The 16,561-nt window shown below is 44.9% G+C and carries 14 protein-coding genes and 1 riboswitch; of the genes, 8 read left to right on the plus strand and 6 right to left on the minus strand.

The features are described 5' to 3' along the window. Positions 1–106: 106 nt before the first annotated feature. The gene (locus MSP8886_RS02475; RefSeq protein WP_067012327.1) at positions 107–868 is read right to left on the minus strand and encodes a sulfite exporter TauE/SafE family protein; all 762 of its coding nucleotides are present in this window, start codon (positions 866–868) and stop codon (positions 107–109) included. Between the two features lie 144 nt (positions 869–1,012). After that, complete coding sequence (gene ypfH / locus MSP8886_RS02480; RefSeq protein WP_067012329.1) at positions 1,013–1,642, minus strand: esterase; 630 nt, start codon at positions 1,640–1,642, stop codon at positions 1,013–1,015. A gap of 434 nt (positions 1,643–2,076) precedes the next feature. On the opposite strand from ypfH, the gene MSP8886_RS02490 reads away from it, so the two are divergent. Then, positions 2,077–4,041, plus strand: a complete 1,965-nt coding sequence (locus MSP8886_RS02490; RefSeq protein ID WP_067012334.1) for a methyl-accepting chemotaxis protein — start codon at positions 2,077–2,079, stop codon at positions 4,039–4,041. 229 nt (positions 4,042–4,270) lie between these two features. Next, positions 4,271–5,419 carry a bifunctional transcriptional activator/DNA repair enzyme AdaA gene (locus tag MSP8886_RS02495; protein WP_083200734.1) on the plus strand — a complete coding sequence of 383 codons (1,149 nt, stop codon included), beginning with the start codon at positions 4,271–4,273 and terminating at the stop codon, positions 5,417–5,419. Here the strand turns inward: MSP8886_RS02495 and MSP8886_RS21840 are convergent. Next, positions 5,327–6,538 (minus strand): MFS transporter, encoded by a 1,212-nt coding sequence (locus MSP8886_RS21840; RefSeq protein WP_083200736.1) that lies wholly within the window; start codon positions 6,536–6,538, stop codon positions 5,327–5,329. The genes MSP8886_RS02495 and MSP8886_RS21840 overlap by 93 nt on opposite strands. Positions 6,539–6,647: 109 nt before the next feature. On the opposite strand from MSP8886_RS21840, the gene MSP8886_RS02505 reads away from it, so the two are divergent. From MSP8886_RS02505 to MSP8886_RS02515, 3 genes are all read left to right on the plus strand, one after another. Continuing rightward, positions 6,648–7,592, plus strand: a complete 945-nt coding sequence (locus MSP8886_RS02505; RefSeq protein ID WP_067012337.1) for a LysR family transcriptional regulator — start codon at positions 6,648–6,650, stop codon at positions 7,590–7,592. A 344-nt stretch (positions 7,593–7,936) separates the two neighbouring features. After that, positions 7,937–10,042 carry a methyl-accepting chemotaxis protein gene (locus MSP8886_RS02510; protein ID WP_067012339.1) on the plus strand — a complete coding sequence of 702 codons (2,106 nt, stop codon included), beginning with the start codon at positions 7,937–7,939 and terminating at the stop codon, positions 10,040–10,042. 443 nt (positions 10,043–10,485) lie between these two features. Then, positions 10,486–11,550 (plus strand): hydroxymethylglutaryl-CoA lyase-like TIM-barrel protein, encoded by a 1,065-nt coding sequence (locus MSP8886_RS02515; protein WP_083200738.1) that lies wholly within the window; start codon positions 10,486–10,488, stop codon positions 11,548–11,550. An 86-nt stretch (positions 11,551–11,636) separates the two neighbouring features. Here the strand turns inward: MSP8886_RS02515 and MSP8886_RS02520 are convergent, their stop codons facing one another. The 3 genes from MSP8886_RS02520 to MSP8886_RS22245 are packed head-to-tail and all read right to left on the minus strand — an operon-like array spanning position 11,637 to position 12,558. Next, positions 11,637–11,954, minus strand: coding sequence for a hypothetical protein (locus MSP8886_RS02520; protein WP_067012341.1), 318 nt, complete (start codon positions 11,952–11,954; stop codon positions 11,637–11,639). Further along, complete coding sequence (locus tag MSP8886_RS02525; protein ID WP_067012343.1) at positions 11,954–12,376, minus strand: type II toxin-antitoxin system YafO family toxin; 423 nt, start codon at positions 12,374–12,376, stop codon at positions 11,954–11,956. Before MSP8886_RS02525 ends, MSP8886_RS02520 begins: the two co-directional genes overlap by 1 nt. A 14-nt stretch (positions 12,377–12,390) precedes the next feature. Continuing rightward, positions 12,391–12,558, minus strand: coding sequence for a hypothetical protein (locus MSP8886_RS22245; protein ID WP_175365247.1), 168 nt, complete (start codon positions 12,556–12,558; stop codon positions 12,391–12,393). 185 nt (positions 12,559–12,743) lie between these two features. Here MSP8886_RS22245 and MSP8886_RS02530 point away from each other — a divergent pair, with 185 nt between their 5' ends. The 3 genes from MSP8886_RS02530 (at position 12,744) to MSP8886_RS02540 (ending at position 16,503) form a co-directional block, all read left to right on the plus strand. Then, entirely contained in the window at positions 12,744–13,826 is a 1,083-nt protein-coding gene (locus tag MSP8886_RS02530) for a PA0069 family radical SAM protein (RefSeq protein WP_067012992.1), read from the plus strand. Positions 13,827–13,917: 91 nt separating this feature from the next. Then, positions 13,918–14,096, plus strand: a riboswitch (FMN riboswitch). A 169-nt stretch (positions 14,097–14,265) separates the two neighbouring features. Further along, a complete protein-coding gene (locus MSP8886_RS02535) occupies positions 14,266–15,201 on the plus strand; it encodes a DMT family transporter (RefSeq protein WP_067012345.1) in 936 nt (311 codons plus the stop codon). A 105-nt stretch (positions 15,202–15,306) separates the two neighbouring features. Further along, positions 15,307–16,503 (plus strand): MFS transporter, encoded by a 1,197-nt coding sequence (locus MSP8886_RS02540; RefSeq protein ID WP_067012347.1) that lies wholly within the window; start codon positions 15,307–15,309, stop codon positions 16,501–16,503. Positions 16,504–16,561: the final 58 nt, after the last annotated feature.

The raw sequence follows: 16,561 nt of genomic DNA on the forward strand, positions 1-16,561 counted from the left end.
CTTTTGCAGACTTGGGTCAGTTTGGTAGTGACCAAGTTGAGAGGGTGCCAATAACTAGTTGCATGCATTTTTCCTTATGCTTGAGAAGGCTAACTTTTTAGTCAGCTTAATCGCTCAATAACGCCGCTGCGCTGCCACAGAGGGTCATAATGAACAAGAACCATTTCAAATGTTTGGGGTTGGCCTTGATGGCCATTTTCACGGCTAGATGCGAGCCGAGCATGGTACCTGAGGCGAGGATCAATCCTGGTATCCAGAGGATTTGACCATTCCAAATAAAGACGCCGAGGGCTAATGTGGTGAACCCCATGGTGCAGACCATTTTGAGCGCATTGGTTCTCACTAAATCATAGCGTAATGTGCCTGCCAAGGCGGTGATAAGAATAAAGCCTACGCCTGCTTGTACAAAACCACCGTAGACGCCAGCGATAAATAGGGCGATCCAAGCACTGGGTTTTTCTCTGACCTTAAAGGGCACTGTTCCTTCAGGTGGTGCAATGAGAGTGGGGCGGACAATCATGATTAGCGTCATACCTATCATGGCACTAAGCAGTAAAGGCTTGAGCCAGGTTTCTGGAGCATAGCTTGCAGCAAAAGCCCCAACCACGCCGCCCAGTAAGGATGGAATCATCACGGGTAAAATGTCGGCATTATCGAGCTTCTTGGCTTTACGAAAGCCAAAGGTTGCGGTGAGGTTCTGTAAAAATACCCCTACTCGATTGGTGGCGTTGGCTATATCGGCGGGCATACCCATTACCATTAAAGCGGGTAATGTGAGGTTGGAACCGCCGCCCGCTAAAGTGTTGATGATACCGGCGACAAAACCTGTACCCATAAGCAGTGCAACGGTAAAAAAGCTGTAGTCCACTATTTAGTCCTTAAAAAAGGGATGATTGGGAGTATAGAAAGGCTACCCTATAATGGCTGAGGAGGGAATATGTCATGCGACCTTTGCTTTTACGGTGCATTGTGCAAAGGACGCAAGTGCTGCATTAGCAGTGGTTAGATAAGATTATCGTATTTCATCTTGTAGATATCGAATAATGAAATGTACTTCTGTCTGATTGATGGTGTGCACCAAATTAGCGATCAAATCAAAGGTGGTGTCGGCACCAAGCTTAGACAATTCCGCGTGGGCCTGTTGAGCGAACTGGCTATCTATTACTGGATCTTGGTCACCGTGTAAAAAGTGTATGCGTGTGTTTTTCGGTGCTTTAGTTGGCCGATTAGCTAAGCGGCCGGATAACGAGATAATACATGAGGCTAAAGGATCATCGACCATTTGTGTAGAGGATAGTGCCATAATAGCGCCTTGTGAAAAGCCTATTAACGTTGTCCGATCGGCGGGGACCTTGGTCTGAGTTTGCCAATATTGCACGCTTTCTACAAATCGTGGCATTACTGTGCGGATGCGCTCAAAGCGGTTTTCTTCTGTAACACCTTGGACGGAAAACCATTGAAAGCCTTGTCCAAAATCGGATGCATCAGGTGCTTGCACCGAAATGATAGCCGCCCGATCAAATTGTCTTGCCAAGAGCTCTCCTAACGGGGCCATACTCTCTGGCGAGGCGCCGACACCATGTAGTAATAAAATGAGTCGCTTGGGGGAATCGGGTAGGTGTAGTGTTATTGACTTTGTCATACTAAGTCCTCTGTTTTTAGTAAAAGAGGTGTTTTACTAAGATTTGGTTTAAATCATATACGTTTCTAGTATGACATTAATCCCTTTCAACTTCATGTCACACGTTGTGACATTAATGGTGTTTTATTCTTGTCAATCAAATCTCTGAAAAGGCTTTGCTAGAAGTGGTCCTTCTGATAATTTGTTAGAGGCCACCTATGGTAACTGATTGATCACAAGTAATATAACTGAAGCGTATGATCATGACTTCGGTTATTAAGTTTGCTCTCAAAAGGGAGTATTGTTTCACAAGTCGACTTTTGGCTATTGATAAACAAACTATATATTTCTTGTTTTTTTCTCCGAGCAAAGGATATTCTGCTATACATAATGAAAGGGAGCTTTATGAAAAATTGGATAAAAATAAGCTGTTTTATCAACAATTGGGGCTTTAAATGACTATAAGAAAAAAAATCATCGCACTTCTATTAGCTGGCGTGATATTTCCAGTTTTCATTGTATCGCTCATCGTCATCAGTCAGGTCCGCTCTGATGCTGAGACGCGATTTGAACAGCAAAGCCAAACGGAAATGGGCTACGTGGACGCCTTATTTTCCATGTATCTGAATAACTTATCAGAAAATGCAGCCTTTTTTGCTCGTACCAATGAGCTGACACAGCTCACGCCAGGCAGCATTTTCAGCTACGCTGATAAGCCCGTACAAAAGATGACACCGCTATCAAACTCACCGCTTGAAAAAAAGGCATTTGAATTAATGGATGCCTTTGGTCAAACCCATCCAGATCTGGCCTATATTTGGTTGGGCTCAAACGATAAAGGTTATTTGCAATGGCCTCAAGGCAATAGTGTCGATCACTATAATCCGTTGGAGAGGAGTTGGTATAAACTCTCTATAAACGATAAAGGTGATAAGCCTGTTCGTATTCCGGCTTATCGAGACGCATTTACGGGTGCCCCTTTAGTGGATTATGTACAACGATTCGATGGAAAAGATGGTTTTTATGGCTCCGTTGGGGTCGATGTGACGCTTAAAAAACTGACGGAGTTACTCGCAACCGTCAAATTTGGGGGAGACGGGTATGTGGTCATGGTGGAAGACTCTGGGACGATTTTAGCCGATCCTTCTAACCCTAAGAACAATTTCAAATCCATTAACGATGCGTCCCGCCCATACAGCCAAGTGACGTCGGATAAATCACTGCAGAAAATCACCATTGATGGTCATACTTGGTTTGCCAGTCTGCATATATCTCCTAAATTAGGCTGGAAGTTTATCGGTTTAATACCCAGCAGTGCGGTTTACGCTCAGGCGAATCATCTGATGTGGGTGACCATCGGTGTGGCGGGGGTGATGATTGCGATTTTTGCGATTTTGGGAATGTTACTAACCAATATTGTTGTTCGTCCTATTAATGTCATGGCCGAACGTTTAACGAATATTAGTCATGGTGAAGGGGATTTGACCCAACGTTTAGCGGTTGAATCTAAAGATGAGTCGGCGCAAATGGCCGAAGCTTTTAATCAGTTTGTGGCGTCAATTGACGATATTGTCGGACACTCTAAAGGCTCATGCGAGAAAATTGCTAATGTTGCTCATCAATCTGAGTCATTGGCGGCAGAAATGAGTGATGTTGCTTCTCATCAAGTGAATTCGGTGGACCATGTTTCCACGGCGTTTAATGAAATGGTAGCGACCGCCAATGAAGTTGCCTCCAATTGTAACAATGCGGCAAGTGCCGCTGAACATAGTGAAACTCAGGTACAGCGTGGGAATAAGCTCATTCAGCAAACCATGGATTCACTGCGCCAATTAGAGAGCGAGTTAAATGGCTCTAATGAGTCTATGAAGACCTTGTCACAAGAGTCGAATAACATTGTGGGGATTCTGGATACCATCAAAGCTATTGCAGAACAGACTAATCTACTCGCATTAAACGCAGCGATTGAGGCGGCGAGAGCGGGCGAACAAGGTCGCGGTTTTGCGGTGGTCGCGGATGAAGTGCGCACCTTGGCGGGCCGCACGGCTGAGTCGACAGAAGAGATTGATAAATTGGTCAATCGATTGCAGGAGCAAACCGGTATTGCCGCAAATAAAATGAGCCAAAGTGTGATGGTTGCCAAAGGGTCGGTGGATTTAGCCTCACAGACATATACCGTCTTTGAGCAAATTTTAGAGTCGGTATTAACCATTAAAGACATGATGATTCAAATCAGCGCTTCGGCAGAAGAGCAGCATTTAGTTGCAGAAGAGATTAATACCAATGTGATGGTGATTCATGATGGAACGGTGAAGACCAATACCCTTGCGGAGCAAGTGTCGCAGACGGCCTCTATGCTAAATGAACTATCTCAGGAGCTTCAAGGAATGGTGGCGAGGTTTAAATCGACTAAGTTCTAGTTCATCAGTGAGGCTAAAAAAAGCTCTGTTGTCCCACGGCAACAGAGCTTTTTTGTCTGTGGCTGGCAGTGTATGGGAGCTTGCTTGTTTTCAGCCAAAAAATACTTGTTCAGTTTTCGGTTGTCGTGTCTGGTCGGTACCCTATAACCTTACTGATACTGGATGAAACGCCATGCTAGCAGGTGGTGTTGTGTAAAAGGCTCCAACTATTACTGATGAGAGAATTGCCATGTTAATCACCGATGAAAAGCAAGCAGATTGTTACTACAAGGCTTTGATTGAGCGTGACCCTAGTTTTGTGGGAACGTTTTTTGTGGCGGTACAAACCACGTCTATTTTTTGTATTGCCACCTGTCGAGCCCGTAAACCAAAGCGTGAGAATGTGCTGTTCTATACGGAGTTAAAGGAAACCATGGCAGCTGGTTTTCGACCATGCAAGGTCTGTAAACCGACAGAAAACAGCCATGAGGCCCCTCGTGAAGTACAAATTGCGATGAATCTAGTGCGCGATTGTCCGAAAGCGAAAATCACTGATGATCAACTTGAAGAAGCGGGCATCCGGCCTATTTTTTTACGACGTTGGTTTAATCAACATTATGGAATGACTTTCCAAACATTTCAGCGCATGTATCGCATCAATTTCGCCTATGAAGAGCTGCGCCAAGGAAAACAAACCACACAAACAGCATTTGACCATGGTTATGAATCGTTAAGCGGTTTTGGTTATACCTTTAAGAAATTGGTGGGGCACTCCCCCAAAGCGTCATTAGAGCAGGATGTGATCTTGCTTGATCGGCTGACTACTCCGCTGGGGCCTATGTTTGTGGGGGCCACCAAACGGGGGATTTGCTTGTTAGAGTTTGTCGACCGACGTATGTTAGAAACGGAATTCAAAGATCTACAACGTTACCTGAAAGCCCCCATCATGGCTGGTGTGAATGAGCATACTTTATTGGCCAAGCAGCAATTGGAGGAGTACTTTGCGGGAGAACGACGTGACTTTAGTGTCGCGTTAGACACACCTGGGACGGATTTTCAGAACGCCGTATGGCAAGCGTTGCAGCAGATTCCCTGTGGCCATACCGCCAGCTATCAGCATCAGGCCTTGTTAATTGGTAACCCCAAAGCGGTGCGGGCTGTCGCATCGGCCAATGGGGCGAACCGCGTTTCCATTATGATTCCTTGTCATCGAGTGATTGGTAAAGATGGCAGCTTAACAGGTTACGGTGGCGGTTTAGAAAGAAAGCGCTGGCTGCTGGACCATGAACGTAACATGCAAAGTCCATTACACGGCGCGATCCGTTATGCGAATGATGAAAGCCAAAATACCGGTAATGGTCGCGACAGCCACTACACCGTTCCAACCGAGCAAAGCTAGGGCTTGGCTGCCTAGAACTGAACCAATGGACATGCCAATAAACATCCCAGTAAATAACAGAGCATTGAGGCGACCACGGGCGGTAGGATCAAGGCCATATACCAGAGATTGATGGGAAACCAATGTTGCCTGTATTCCTAGATCAAACCCCAGCGCACTGACGATGATCAGTGCAATTTGGCCGTTCACAGGGAAATAAGGTAATAAAAACATAATGGCGAATGACATTGCGAACATAGCGCAACCTATTTGTGTGACACGAGCGGGGCCACTTTTGTCCGCTAGTGTTCCCGCTAATGGGGCCGCTAATGCTCCTGCTGCCCCTGCTAAGCCAAATGCTCCCGCGACCGCGCTGCCTAGGCCGTAGTGTGTGTGGAGCATGACCGCAAGGGTGGACCAAAAAGCACTAAAGCCAACGGATAATAGGCCTTGCGCGAATGCCGCACGGCGTAGTCCATCATGGCGCTTCCATAGTGTCAGCATGGACTTTAATAACCCTGGATAGCTCAAACTGGAATGCACTTCGAATGAGGGCAAAATACGCCATAAACTCAATCCAATGAGCAAAATACTCAATGCGGCTAATTGATACATGGCTTGCCAGCCCAAATATTGGCTTACCGCACCACTGATTACACGAGATAGCAGAATCCCAACCAGCAAGCCTGTCATAACCGTGCCAACCGTTTTCCCCCGCTTAGCTTCTGGCGCTAAGTTTGCAGCTGCAGGCACGATATCTTGTGCCATAGTCGCCATGATGCCGATAGCTAAACTGGCAACTAATACGTTATTCAGACTTGGCATAATCGAGCATAAGAATAAGGCAAGTGCTAATAGTAGGCTTTTGATGGCAATCACATTGCGTCGATCAAAGCGATCCCCCAGTGGGATCAGAAACAGAATGCCCAAGGCGTAGCCAACTTGTGTGAACGTTGGAATAAAACCTGTAGCACTGACATCGGCATGAAAGGTCGCGCCAATATTGCCCAGCATAGGTTGGTTGTAATAGATGGAGGCAACGCTGAGCCCTGCACCGGTTGCCATAGTAAATACAAGGCTTTTGGATAACGTAGGTGTTTGTTGAGTCGTGATATTATCCATGGTTCTTTGCGATGACATGTTTTATTCACCTCTGAGTGAATGATCTGAATGGGAGCGCGGCTATTTTTAACTTGTTGGCATTATTTTGGTAGCCAGCTCATAGGTAAAACTGTTATACGTATCTCGTATGAAGAGATCAAAACTCGGTAGCATCGACCGTATAGAACTGATGCAAACTTATGTTCGAATTGTAGAAAGTGGCAGCTTATCGGCAGCGGCGAATCAACTTGGTACTTCCCAGCCAACCGTTAGCCGACGCTTGCAGTCTCTAGAGAACTTGCTTGGTTCAAAACTGATTCTGCGAACCACCCATGCAATGAAACTGACCGACGATGGAGAACGCTGTTACCAGCATGCCAAAACGTTAATTGACGGTTGGAACGCCCTTGAAGACGACGTTAATAACGCCAAAGACGAGCCTGTTGGTACATTGCGGGTAAGGGCGCCCCATGCCTTTGGGCAAGATCAGCTTATTGTGCCGTTAGTCGACTATTTAAATCGCTACAACAGTATGTCAGTGGAATGGATGCTTAATGATCATTCCCCCGACTTTATCAATGATGGTATTGATTGCGCGATTCATGTGGGGGAGCTGACCGATCCTTCTATGGTGGCCGTTTTATTAGCAGAGATACCCCGGATTGTTGTGGCATCGCCCCAATTACTGAGACAATTCCCTGAGATTCAGCAAGTTCAGGATTTGACTGTTTTACCTTGGATTGCTCTGAGTACGTTTTACCGTACGAAGGTGATGCTGCAAAGTGATCGTGAGCACGATCTTTACCAACTAACGATCTCCCCAAAACTTAGCACTGATAGCTTATATGCTATGCGCCATGCACTTTTGTCAGGGCTCGGTGCGGGGGTGACTTCTGCTTGGGTGGTCAATGATGATATTGCTTCAGGGGCATTGGTGCATTTACTGCCACAGTGGCATGCTACTCCCTTACCTGTGTATCTTATTTACCCTTATGCAAGCTACTACCCAGCACGTCTACGAACGTTTCTCGATATCATACGAGACGCTATGCCAACGCTTGTTGGGACAAGACCACCCTCTACAATGAGTTAGCGCTTTAATTATTAGCTTCCATTCTCATATTGCCGTGCGCTTTTTTAATATTAAATCATTATTTATGAGACATCTGATATTTGTCTTTCATATCAAAACGACTAGATAACTTTGACTATTTAGTCGATTTTTTAGAAGAAAAATAACAATGATTTATTACAAAAAGTCTACAGTACGATTTCTGTAAAGGGTCTACAGTATGAATATCATAAAGAAATATTGATATTTAAAGGTAGGTATCCAGTTTCAATCTATCCTTTTCTGGGTGCTATCTAATACAAAACTGTGTTTTTCAGTGACAAGGAAGCTTGGAAAGTCTATTCAATTTGGCCCGAGGTGTCTCAATGTCTAAATTCAGCATCAGAGTAAAGCTGGTGGTAATAACAGGTGTCTTCTTTGCCTGTCTTATAGGTATCCTTATTTATTTATCAGCTCATTCAATTCGTTCTTTGAGTGATTTTTCTTCTAATGAGTTAAAAGTATATCAAGAAGATCAAGCTGGCCTGTCACTAGAGTCTGCAGCCACCGAGGTACGATCCCAAGTAGCCAGTTATCTTGGTAATACTGCTGCGATTGTCTCGAGCTTTGCTAGAGTGCTAAAGGATACGGCGGTGGGCAATGGTGGTGTCCCTTTTGCTCGACAAGAAGTCAAAGATATGACTCTGTCTTTGTTAAAAAGTGCGCCAGATATGGATTCGTTGTATGCACAATTTGAGCCAAATGGATACGATGGAAAAGATAAAGAGTCGATGGGGAAAGGCGATTATACGTCTTCTGTTGGTACGTTAGATACCTATTGGTTAAAAGGTGATGACGGTAAATATATTTATAGTACGGGAGATCCTGCCCTTAAATATGTTCAGGACAAAGATGAAAATGGCGTTCGAGTATCAGAATGGTATTTGTGTCCTATGGATACGAAAAAATCATGTTTACTAGACCCTTATTTATTCGAACTGACAAGTGGACAAAAAGTATTGATGACTACCTATTCAGCACCCATTTTGGCAGATGGCAAGTTTGTCGGCATGGTGGGGGCGGATATCAATTTGTCTGCGATTCAAAAAAAGCTAAGTCAACTCACCCACAATTTGTTTGGCGGTGCCGGTAATATCACTATTGTCAGTGAAAAAGGGTTGATAGTAGGATCCAGCGAATTGCCTGATGCGATTGGTAAGAACATTAACAAAACAGGGTTGATGTTTGCTGGTCAGAAAGCAGGGCTCAAAAAAGGCGAAAAACAATGGGTATACAGTGATAGTATGACCATCAATACGGCTCCTGAGGTTTGGAAAATTTATGTTTCCGTTCCAACCTCAGTATTGTTGGCGCCTGTGATCAAAATGTCTGGTCAGCTTGATGAAAAAACACAAAGCTCAATCACTTTGTTCATTGGTTTGTCTATTGGACTTCTATTGGTTGGACTTGTATTAGTTTTTTTAGTCGTCAATACGGTGACTTCACCGCTACGCAGCATTGCCTTACGAATGGAAAAACTGGCATCAGAAGAAGGGGATTTAACCCAGCGTTTAGATACGCAGAAACATTTAGAGCTCATGCTGTTGGCACAAGGGTTTAATCAGTTCACGGAGAAATTGCAGGGCATGATTACTCGCCTTATCCAGCAGCGAGATGTGGTTGCTACGACGAATGATGAGTTTACCAAGGCGACAGCGATCGCCCATCAGTCCACTTTTGTTCAGGCGGAACAGATACATTCTGTGGTCACCGCTGTCACTGAAATGTCCAGCTCTGCAACGGAAGTGGCCACATTGGCTCGGGATAATGGACAAGCGGCAACGGAAATTAGCCAATATTTAACTGAGTCATTTGAGCTTGTTCAATCTAATAGACAAATGGTAGAAGGTTTGGCGGATCAGTTAAACGATGCCAGTAATCAAGTTGCACAAGTCTCTCAACGAAGTGATTCTATTTATAGCATTTTGGATACTATTCGAGCCATTGCAGAGCAAACCAACCTGCTTGCATTGAATGCTGCCATTGAGGCTGCTCGGGCAGGTGAGCAAGGTCGAGGCTTTGCGGTGGTGGCTGATGAAGTGCGCAACCTAGCGGCGCGGACACAGGAATCAACAGAAGAGGTTGATGAGTTAATCAAAGGCTTGCAGCAGGACGTTCAATCGGCTGTGGAGTTGATAGTGAAGAGCCAAGAAAATGCTCGGCAAACAGTTACCTCATCAATTGAAAGTGCAGAGAAATTGGGTGTTGTAAACGAAAGAGTCGCTGGAATTTCGGATAACACAATCCAAGTAGCGTCTGCAGCAGAACAGCAATCGAACGTCGCTGAGGATATTAACCGGAACTTGATTGGCATCAACGACTCTTCCGCGAAGCTCAAGGATATTGTGAGTGAGCTAGAAAGCAGTAATGCTAATAGTTCTAAAGCGGTAGCAGAGTTAACCGCGATTCTGTCTTTGCTAAAAGTGAAGTAATTATCTATTGATGGCTTCCTTTTATAAGCTTGGTATTTTCCATAAAAATGCCAGGCTTTATCATTGAGTAAGCGAGTCATTTATAGGGATCGCCATTGTCATTATATTGCTCTTTCGTTTGGGGGATTTGTCATCAATTGACGGGGTTGCCCAATAATCCAATCTGTCAGTTTAGAGGTGGGGCTTTCGATAAGCGTGACAGGATACGAGAAGGTCAATTGGTCTTGATGAGAGATAACCTTTCATCGAATCAGATTACATCTTCTATTTTCGGGGGCGAAAGCCCCTTTTTTTATCTAAGAAAGGTTATTGTCTTAACGGACTTTATTTCAACAAATTGTTTTTGTCTGTCTGGCGATGATTTTTGTCTAATTCGCTTCAGACAGATAAAAGTGGGTTGATTAGCATGAATGGCTCATAACATCAGATATTGAGGAGCAAACATGTTAATACATCCAGAGGACAAATATTCTGCGGCTAAGATCTTGGATTTGCCTTCGCGAACTTGGCCATCAAAACGTTTAACGACGCCACCACGCTGGTGTTCTACGGATTTACGAGATGGCAACCAGGCCCTCGCCAATCCAATGGATCATGCCAAAAAACTGCGTTTTTTTAAGCATCTTGTTGAATGCGGATTTAAGGAAATCGAAGTTGCCTTTCCCGCAGCATCTCAAACTGACTTTGATTTCGTCCGCTTTTTAATTGATGGCAGGCATATTCCTGCGGATGTCACGATTCAGGTAATGACTCAATCAAGGTCAGATCTGATTGATCGGACCATGCAGGTACTTCAAGGTGCGCCCAAGGCCATCGTGCATTTATACAATGCCACAGCACCAGTCTTTCGAGAAGTTGTGTTTCAGCAAAGCAAAGCGGAAACCATCGCCATGGCGGTGCGTGGTGCCAAGCAAATTAAAGCGCTGTGCGATAAGCAGCCCGACACACATTGGACCTTTGAGTACTCACCGGAAACCTTTTGTTTTACGGAGGCTGACTTTGCTTTGGAAATTTGTGAAGCGGTCGCCAGTGTCTGGCAACCCAGTGAGGATCGGCCGCTTATTTTGAATTTGCCAACCACAGTTGAGGTCAATACCCCCAACGTTTTTGCCGATCAAATTGAGTATTTTATGATGCAATTTTCCTGTTTAGATCATATAACGGTGAGTGTGCATCCTCATAATGATAGAGGAACAGGAGTGGCGACGGCTGAGATGGCGATATTTTTAGATGGCTTCTTATTTATGGCGTCGATTTACTTTGTGGCGGTAGGAAAAAGCGGCCAAGCCTTGTTTGTCTCTGTCGGGAACATGATCGTGCAATTGCCTTTCTTATTTATTTTACCAAGGTTTTTGGGTAGTGAAGGTGTATGGTTGTCGGTCCCGTTATCAAACATCGCTTTCACAATGATTGTATTACCTATGCTATTAATGAACTTAAAAGCTCTGATGAAACAGCATCGCAGCGAGAACACTCAGATGATCAAAAAAGCAGCCGTGACTTCTTAAGGGGGAAGATTAAGCGTGACAGGATACGAGAAGGTCATTTCCTTTGTAGAGATGATCTTAATGATAAAGGACTGTTAGAGTTTTTATCAGGTTACCTCGACAAAGTCGTCTTCATCGTCTTCATTTTTTCTTTGTGTTTTGCGTTCGATATAACGGCGTTCAAATGCTTCACTGACGGCATTGTCGCCTTGAGGCCAACCGGCTTTGATGAGAGATAGCACATTATCTATTGCTACCCAGCCGACAACTTCAGCAGTGTAGCCTAGCTCCCACTCTTCTCCATTCCAGACGACAAAGTCGTAACAGCCAAATCCACTAGGATAGCGAATGGCAACAAAATACAAGCCTTCATTCGGTAATTCGTCGCCCTCGTTCCATTCTACTGGTAAGTTAATGCTACTCATTATTTACTATTCCTAAATTGTTCGGCTTTTTCTATAACCCATTCTATGTAAGTTTTATTACCTAACAACGGATCTCTCACTCTACTGCTAGCTTGTGCATGTGCATTTTCATTGAGTAAGTCGATAACATAAAACATGTTAGGGTTCATAGAAGCTTCGGTATAGACTATGGCTCGATCACTTGTGTTTCCCCTACCTTGCATTTTTAGAGTACGAACATTATCTAGTAAGTGTACGTGTCGTATGCCAGCTCTCTCGGCATAAGGTCTAGGGTCATGGTAAGGCACATCTTTGCCAAAGTATGTAATGTTTTGACCACTTTTATATAGTTTAAAGTCGTTCAATACCTGATCGAGATATTGGTTGTTATCTCGTTCTTCTTGTAGTTCTCTTCTTATGAAAAGTCTAACGTTATTAGACATAAAAAATAAATCCTTTATTTTTTATCAATTATCTCTACAAAATCCAGTCGAGAGGGCTTACTGCCTTTTCGTGAGGCTTTAGTGCGGGCCTTTTTAAAGCTCTCTTCAAGCTCTTTGTAAGCCTTTTCGGTTGGTTCAAAGCTGGCTGGCTGCGATGGTTTAGTATGATGTTTCTTATCCACCGATAATCCTCCTAAATAAATGAGAAAGTCCCTAATATCTGGGCTTTATTGTAGCATTTACAATATTTTTTTCATATGAAGTTTATTGGGGTTGAGTGTATCGTTTCTTTTGAAGAGAAAGCTTGATTGGTGTAGAAAAAACGGCCAATATGCTGTATTTATATACAGTATATTGGAATGCCATTATGTCTGATTTTTCTGCCAATAAACCCATAAAAGGCCGTGGTACAGCGAGTAAGCTAGCAGGGCGTTTTGCCATTAGCTTAGTGGAAGTGGACGAAAATGATGTTCCTGTCGAGGCGCTCGAAACGTCATCGCCTAAAACACAAGTTCGTTACGAAACGGCTAAGACGATTATCACCCGTAATAACTCCCCGGATATTCCCTTTACCTTGTCGGTGAATCCGTATCGAGGTTGTGAGCATGGTTGTGTCTATTGCTTTGCAAGGCCAAGCCACGCGTATTTGGATTTATCGCCAGGGCTGGATTTTGAAACCAAGTTAACCGCAAAGGTGAATGCGGCGGCGCTTCTTGAGAAAGAGCTTGCTCACCCGAGTTATCGTTGTGAGCCGATTGCGTTGGGAATCAATACCGATGCCTACCAACCAATAGAAAAGCAACTGGAGATTACGCGCCAGCTGTTGTCCGTATGTTTGGCTTATGGTCAGCCTGTGTCTTTGATTACCAAAAGTACCTTGATTCTGCGTGATTTAGATATTCTCACTGAGATGGCACAAAAGCGTTTGGTGCACGTGGCAATCAGTGTGACGACGTTAGATAATCATTTAAAGCGCATTCTAGAGCCCAGAACCGCCTCAGGAAAAACGCGTTTGCAGGTGATTAAAGCGTTGCGTGAGGCGGGCATTCCCGTGACTGTGCTGGTGGCACCGGTGATTCCGTTTATCAATGATCATGAGATGGAACAGATTGTTGAGGCGTCAGCAGACATTGGAGCCCAATCCATTCACTACATTATGCTGCGTTTACCCCATGAAGTTGCGCCATTGTTTGAAGAGTGGCTGATACAGCATTATCCCGACCGAGCTTCCCATGTGTTGCAGCGTATTATGGACATGCGCGGTGGCAAGCTATACGACAGCCGCTTTGGTAAGCGCATGACAGGGGAAGGTCTGTTTGCCGATATCATTAATCAACGTTTTCATTTAGCGAGACGCAAACATGGATTGTCTGATGAACGATTGAGTCGGCTTGATTGTTATCAGTTTACTGTGCCAGCTAAAGCAGGGGATCAGTTTTCATTGTTTTGATACATTCGATCAAATTTTTGTGGTTGTCTGTCTGGATGTGTCGCGGTAAAGTAATAGTTCACTCTATTTACCAATAGAAGAATGTTACTAAATCGAACTTCGGGGCGGGGCGAAATTCCCCACCGGCGGTATATTACAAGCCATGCTTCGTAATCAGCCCGCGAGCGCCTTTTTCAGATGATCTCCTAAGGGAGAATGCAGGAAAAAGGGTCAGCAGATCTGGTGAGACGCCAGAGCCGACGGTTATAGTCCGGATGATAGAAGATCGACCAGATAGACTAATGCTCGATGAAAGTCGTTTAAGGCTGCGCCGTTAAATGAAGGTCATCCGGCTTTGGTATGCGTGCTTTAGGCGTCGTGTGTGACGAACGCTTCGTACTGCTTTGTTTGGTATATTCCTCATCACCCCTGTGCATCTTAATTTTAGGAGACAAACAAGATGGCAGGCACATTGTTTATTATGATCGCGTGTTTCACGTGGGCATTAGATACTCTCATTCGTTACCCCCTTCTAAACGCGGGGTTTTCCACTTTACAGATAGTTCTAATGGAACATCTGACCTTGGTGCTAGTCACCAGCCCGTTATTGTTGCGTCACCGTTATGCCTTCCGGCATCTATCACGTACCTCGTTTGGCTGCTTATTTTTTATTGGCGGTGTCGGGTCTGCGTTGGGCACCTTGGCGTTTACCCAAGCTTTTCACTACCTCAACCCGACAGTGGTTATTTTGCTGCAGAAACTGCAACCCATCGTCGCGATTTTACTGGCTTATTTTTTCTTAAAAGAGCGTATACGTGGGCATTTTGTGCGCTGGGCGGTGGTGATTTTAGCAGGCAGTCTTGTCATGATGTGGCCAGATATTCATTCCCTTGGCAGCGCTCAGTGGCACTATACCAATAACAATATTGATATTTTAAAAGGCTATGGATTTACCTTAATTGCTGTTGCTGCGTGGGGCGCTGCTACCGTATGTGGTAAGTACCTTTCTTATCAAGGGGTGCCTGCCAACGCCATCCTGTCAGGACGCTTTTTATCCGGTTTGTGTGTACTGGTGCCTTTAGCCATGATGATGCCGTCTAGCCTGATGGCCATGCCCATGACGAAAGTCGGGCTTGTCGTGGTGATGGCATTACTCAGTGGCCTGATTGGTATGTGGTTTTATTATCAGGGATTAAAATCCGTCCCCGCGCAATTTGCTACCTTGGCAGAAATGTCGTTTCCTGTGTTTGCGGCAGGTATTAACTGGTTCTTTTTAGATATGAGCTTAACCAGCTACCAGATTATTGGGGCGATCATGTTAATTTTGGGGAATGTGGGGCTTCGTCTGCGTGACTTGAAAGCGCCACCTTTAGCGGTGCCTGCTCAACAAGCTTAATTTGAGTGGTTATTGATACATCTCATATTGTGTATAATGGCGAGCTTTTTGATCCATTACACTGGCGTATTCCCATTGGGATGAATACGTAAAAAGGAAGAGATTATGTCTGATACGGCGCAGCCTCAGAAAACCCATTGGTTTGAGGTGGTTTTATTATGGGTTTCTGGGATCGCAGCGGCGATGCAGTTCGCGAAGTTTTCCATTTCTTATGATGAACTGTTAACTCATTATCAAGCAGGCCCTGCTTGGACCGGGGCGTTGATTTCCGTGGTGGGGATTGTCGGCTTGATTTTTGGGGCGTCTGCAGGTGTGGTCGCAGGGCGCATGGGATATCTCAATGTGTTAGTGGGTGCTCTAGCCATTGGTTCTTTGCTGTCCGTTCTTGAATCCTTTTTGCCATCCTTTATGACAATGCTGGTACTTCGCGTATTAGAAGGCATGTCGCAGTTAGGTGTCGTAGTGGCAGCGCCAACAATGATTGCGCGATTAAGTGCCCCTCAACACCGTTCTATTACCATGGGCCTGTGGGGCACCTTTTTTGGGGTGGCGTTTGCTATAACCGGTTGGCTAGGCAATAAATTACTGAGTGCCTATGGTTTACAGGGGCTTTTGCTTGTCCATGGGGTGCTCATTGGCAGTATGGCGCTTGTTTTATGGTGGCTACTCAGTCAATACAAATCGGTTTATGAAAATCAAAGTGCTCCGTCCTCGTTAGGTTTTTGGACGCAATTACGCAATATGTATAAGACGCCCCGTACATTACTGCCTGCTTTGGTGTTTTTGTTTTACACCTGTATGTTGGTGTCCCTTCTGACGTATATTCCGACGTTGATTTCGGATGAGAAACTGAGAAATTTGTTGCGTATCACCTTGCCGTTAACCAGTACGGCTGGCACGTTTTTGGCGGGGGCGTTATCCCAATATGTGATGCGCCCACAACGCGTCGCCTTGTTGGCGTTTTCCTCGGTTGCTGTTGGAGCGGTGTTCGCCCATTTTAGTCAGTCTTATCCTATTGTTTTTGCGCTGTCTGTTAGCTTGATGGTGCTATCGGCGGGTATGGTGCCTGGGTCGGCTTTGTCGATGATTCCATTGGTCACTCGGTCTGCGGGCGAACAGGCCCAAGGCTACGGTTTAATAGCCCAGTTAGGAAATTTAGGGGCCTCCATTGGGCCGCCAAGTTTCGCCGCCATGATTGCCTTAATGAATACTGAAGGCTTGGTATCGCTGGTGCTGTTTTTGTGTGTGCTAGGTGGGCTTTTTAGTTTCTTAGCAGGTCGTTTACCTTCAAATCCTAGGTAGTGCCTCTTATTTGTGCATAGGGCATTACACTTCTTGAATATATTAAGTAAATGCATGT

Source organism: Marinomonas spartinae (assembly GCF_900089775.1).
Classification (GTDB): Bacteria; Pseudomonadota; Gammaproteobacteria; order Pseudomonadales; family Marinomonadaceae; genus Marinomonas; species Marinomonas spartinae.

Coding starts and splice junctions, on each gene's coding strand:
- ypfH (WP_067012329.1), bottom strand. CDS start 1,642: ATGACAAAGTCAATAACACTACACCTACCCGATTCCCCCAAGCGACTC.
- MSP8886_RS02490 (WP_067012334.1), top strand. CDS start 2,077: ATGACTATAAGAAAAAAAATCATCGCACTTCTATTAGCTGGCGTGATA.
- MSP8886_RS02495 (WP_083200734.1), top strand. CDS start 4,271: ATGTTAATCACCGATGAAAAGCAAGCAGATTGTTACTACAAGGCTTTG.
- MSP8886_RS21840 (WP_083200736.1), bottom strand. CDS start 6,538: ATGTCATCGCAAAGAACCATGGATAATATCACGACTCAACAAACACCT.
- MSP8886_RS02505 (WP_067012337.1), top strand. CDS start 6,648: ATGAAGAGATCAAAACTCGGTAGCATCGACCGTATAGAACTGATGCAA.
- MSP8886_RS02510 (WP_067012339.1), top strand. CDS start 7,937: ATGTCTAAATTCAGCATCAGAGTAAAGCTGGTGGTAATAACAGGTGTC.
- MSP8886_RS02515 (WP_083200738.1), top strand. CDS start 10,486: ATGTTAATACATCCAGAGGACAAATATTCTGCGGCTAAGATCTTGGAT.
- MSP8886_RS02520 (WP_067012341.1), bottom strand. CDS start 11,954: ATGAGTAGCATTAACTTACCAGTAGAATGGAACGAGGGCGACGAATTA.
- MSP8886_RS02525 (WP_067012343.1), bottom strand. CDS start 12,376: ATGTCTAATAACGTTAGACTTTTCATAAGAAGAGAACTACAAGAAGAA.
- MSP8886_RS02530 (WP_067012992.1), top strand. CDS start 12,744: ATGTCTGATTTTTCTGCCAATAAACCCATAAAAGGCCGTGGTACAGCG.
- MSP8886_RS02535 (WP_067012345.1), top strand. CDS start 14,266: ATGGCAGGCACATTGTTTATTATGATCGCGTGTTTCACGTGGGCATTA.
- MSP8886_RS02540 (WP_067012347.1), top strand. CDS start 15,307: ATGTCTGATACGGCGCAGCCTCAGAAAACCCATTGGTTTGAGGTGGTT.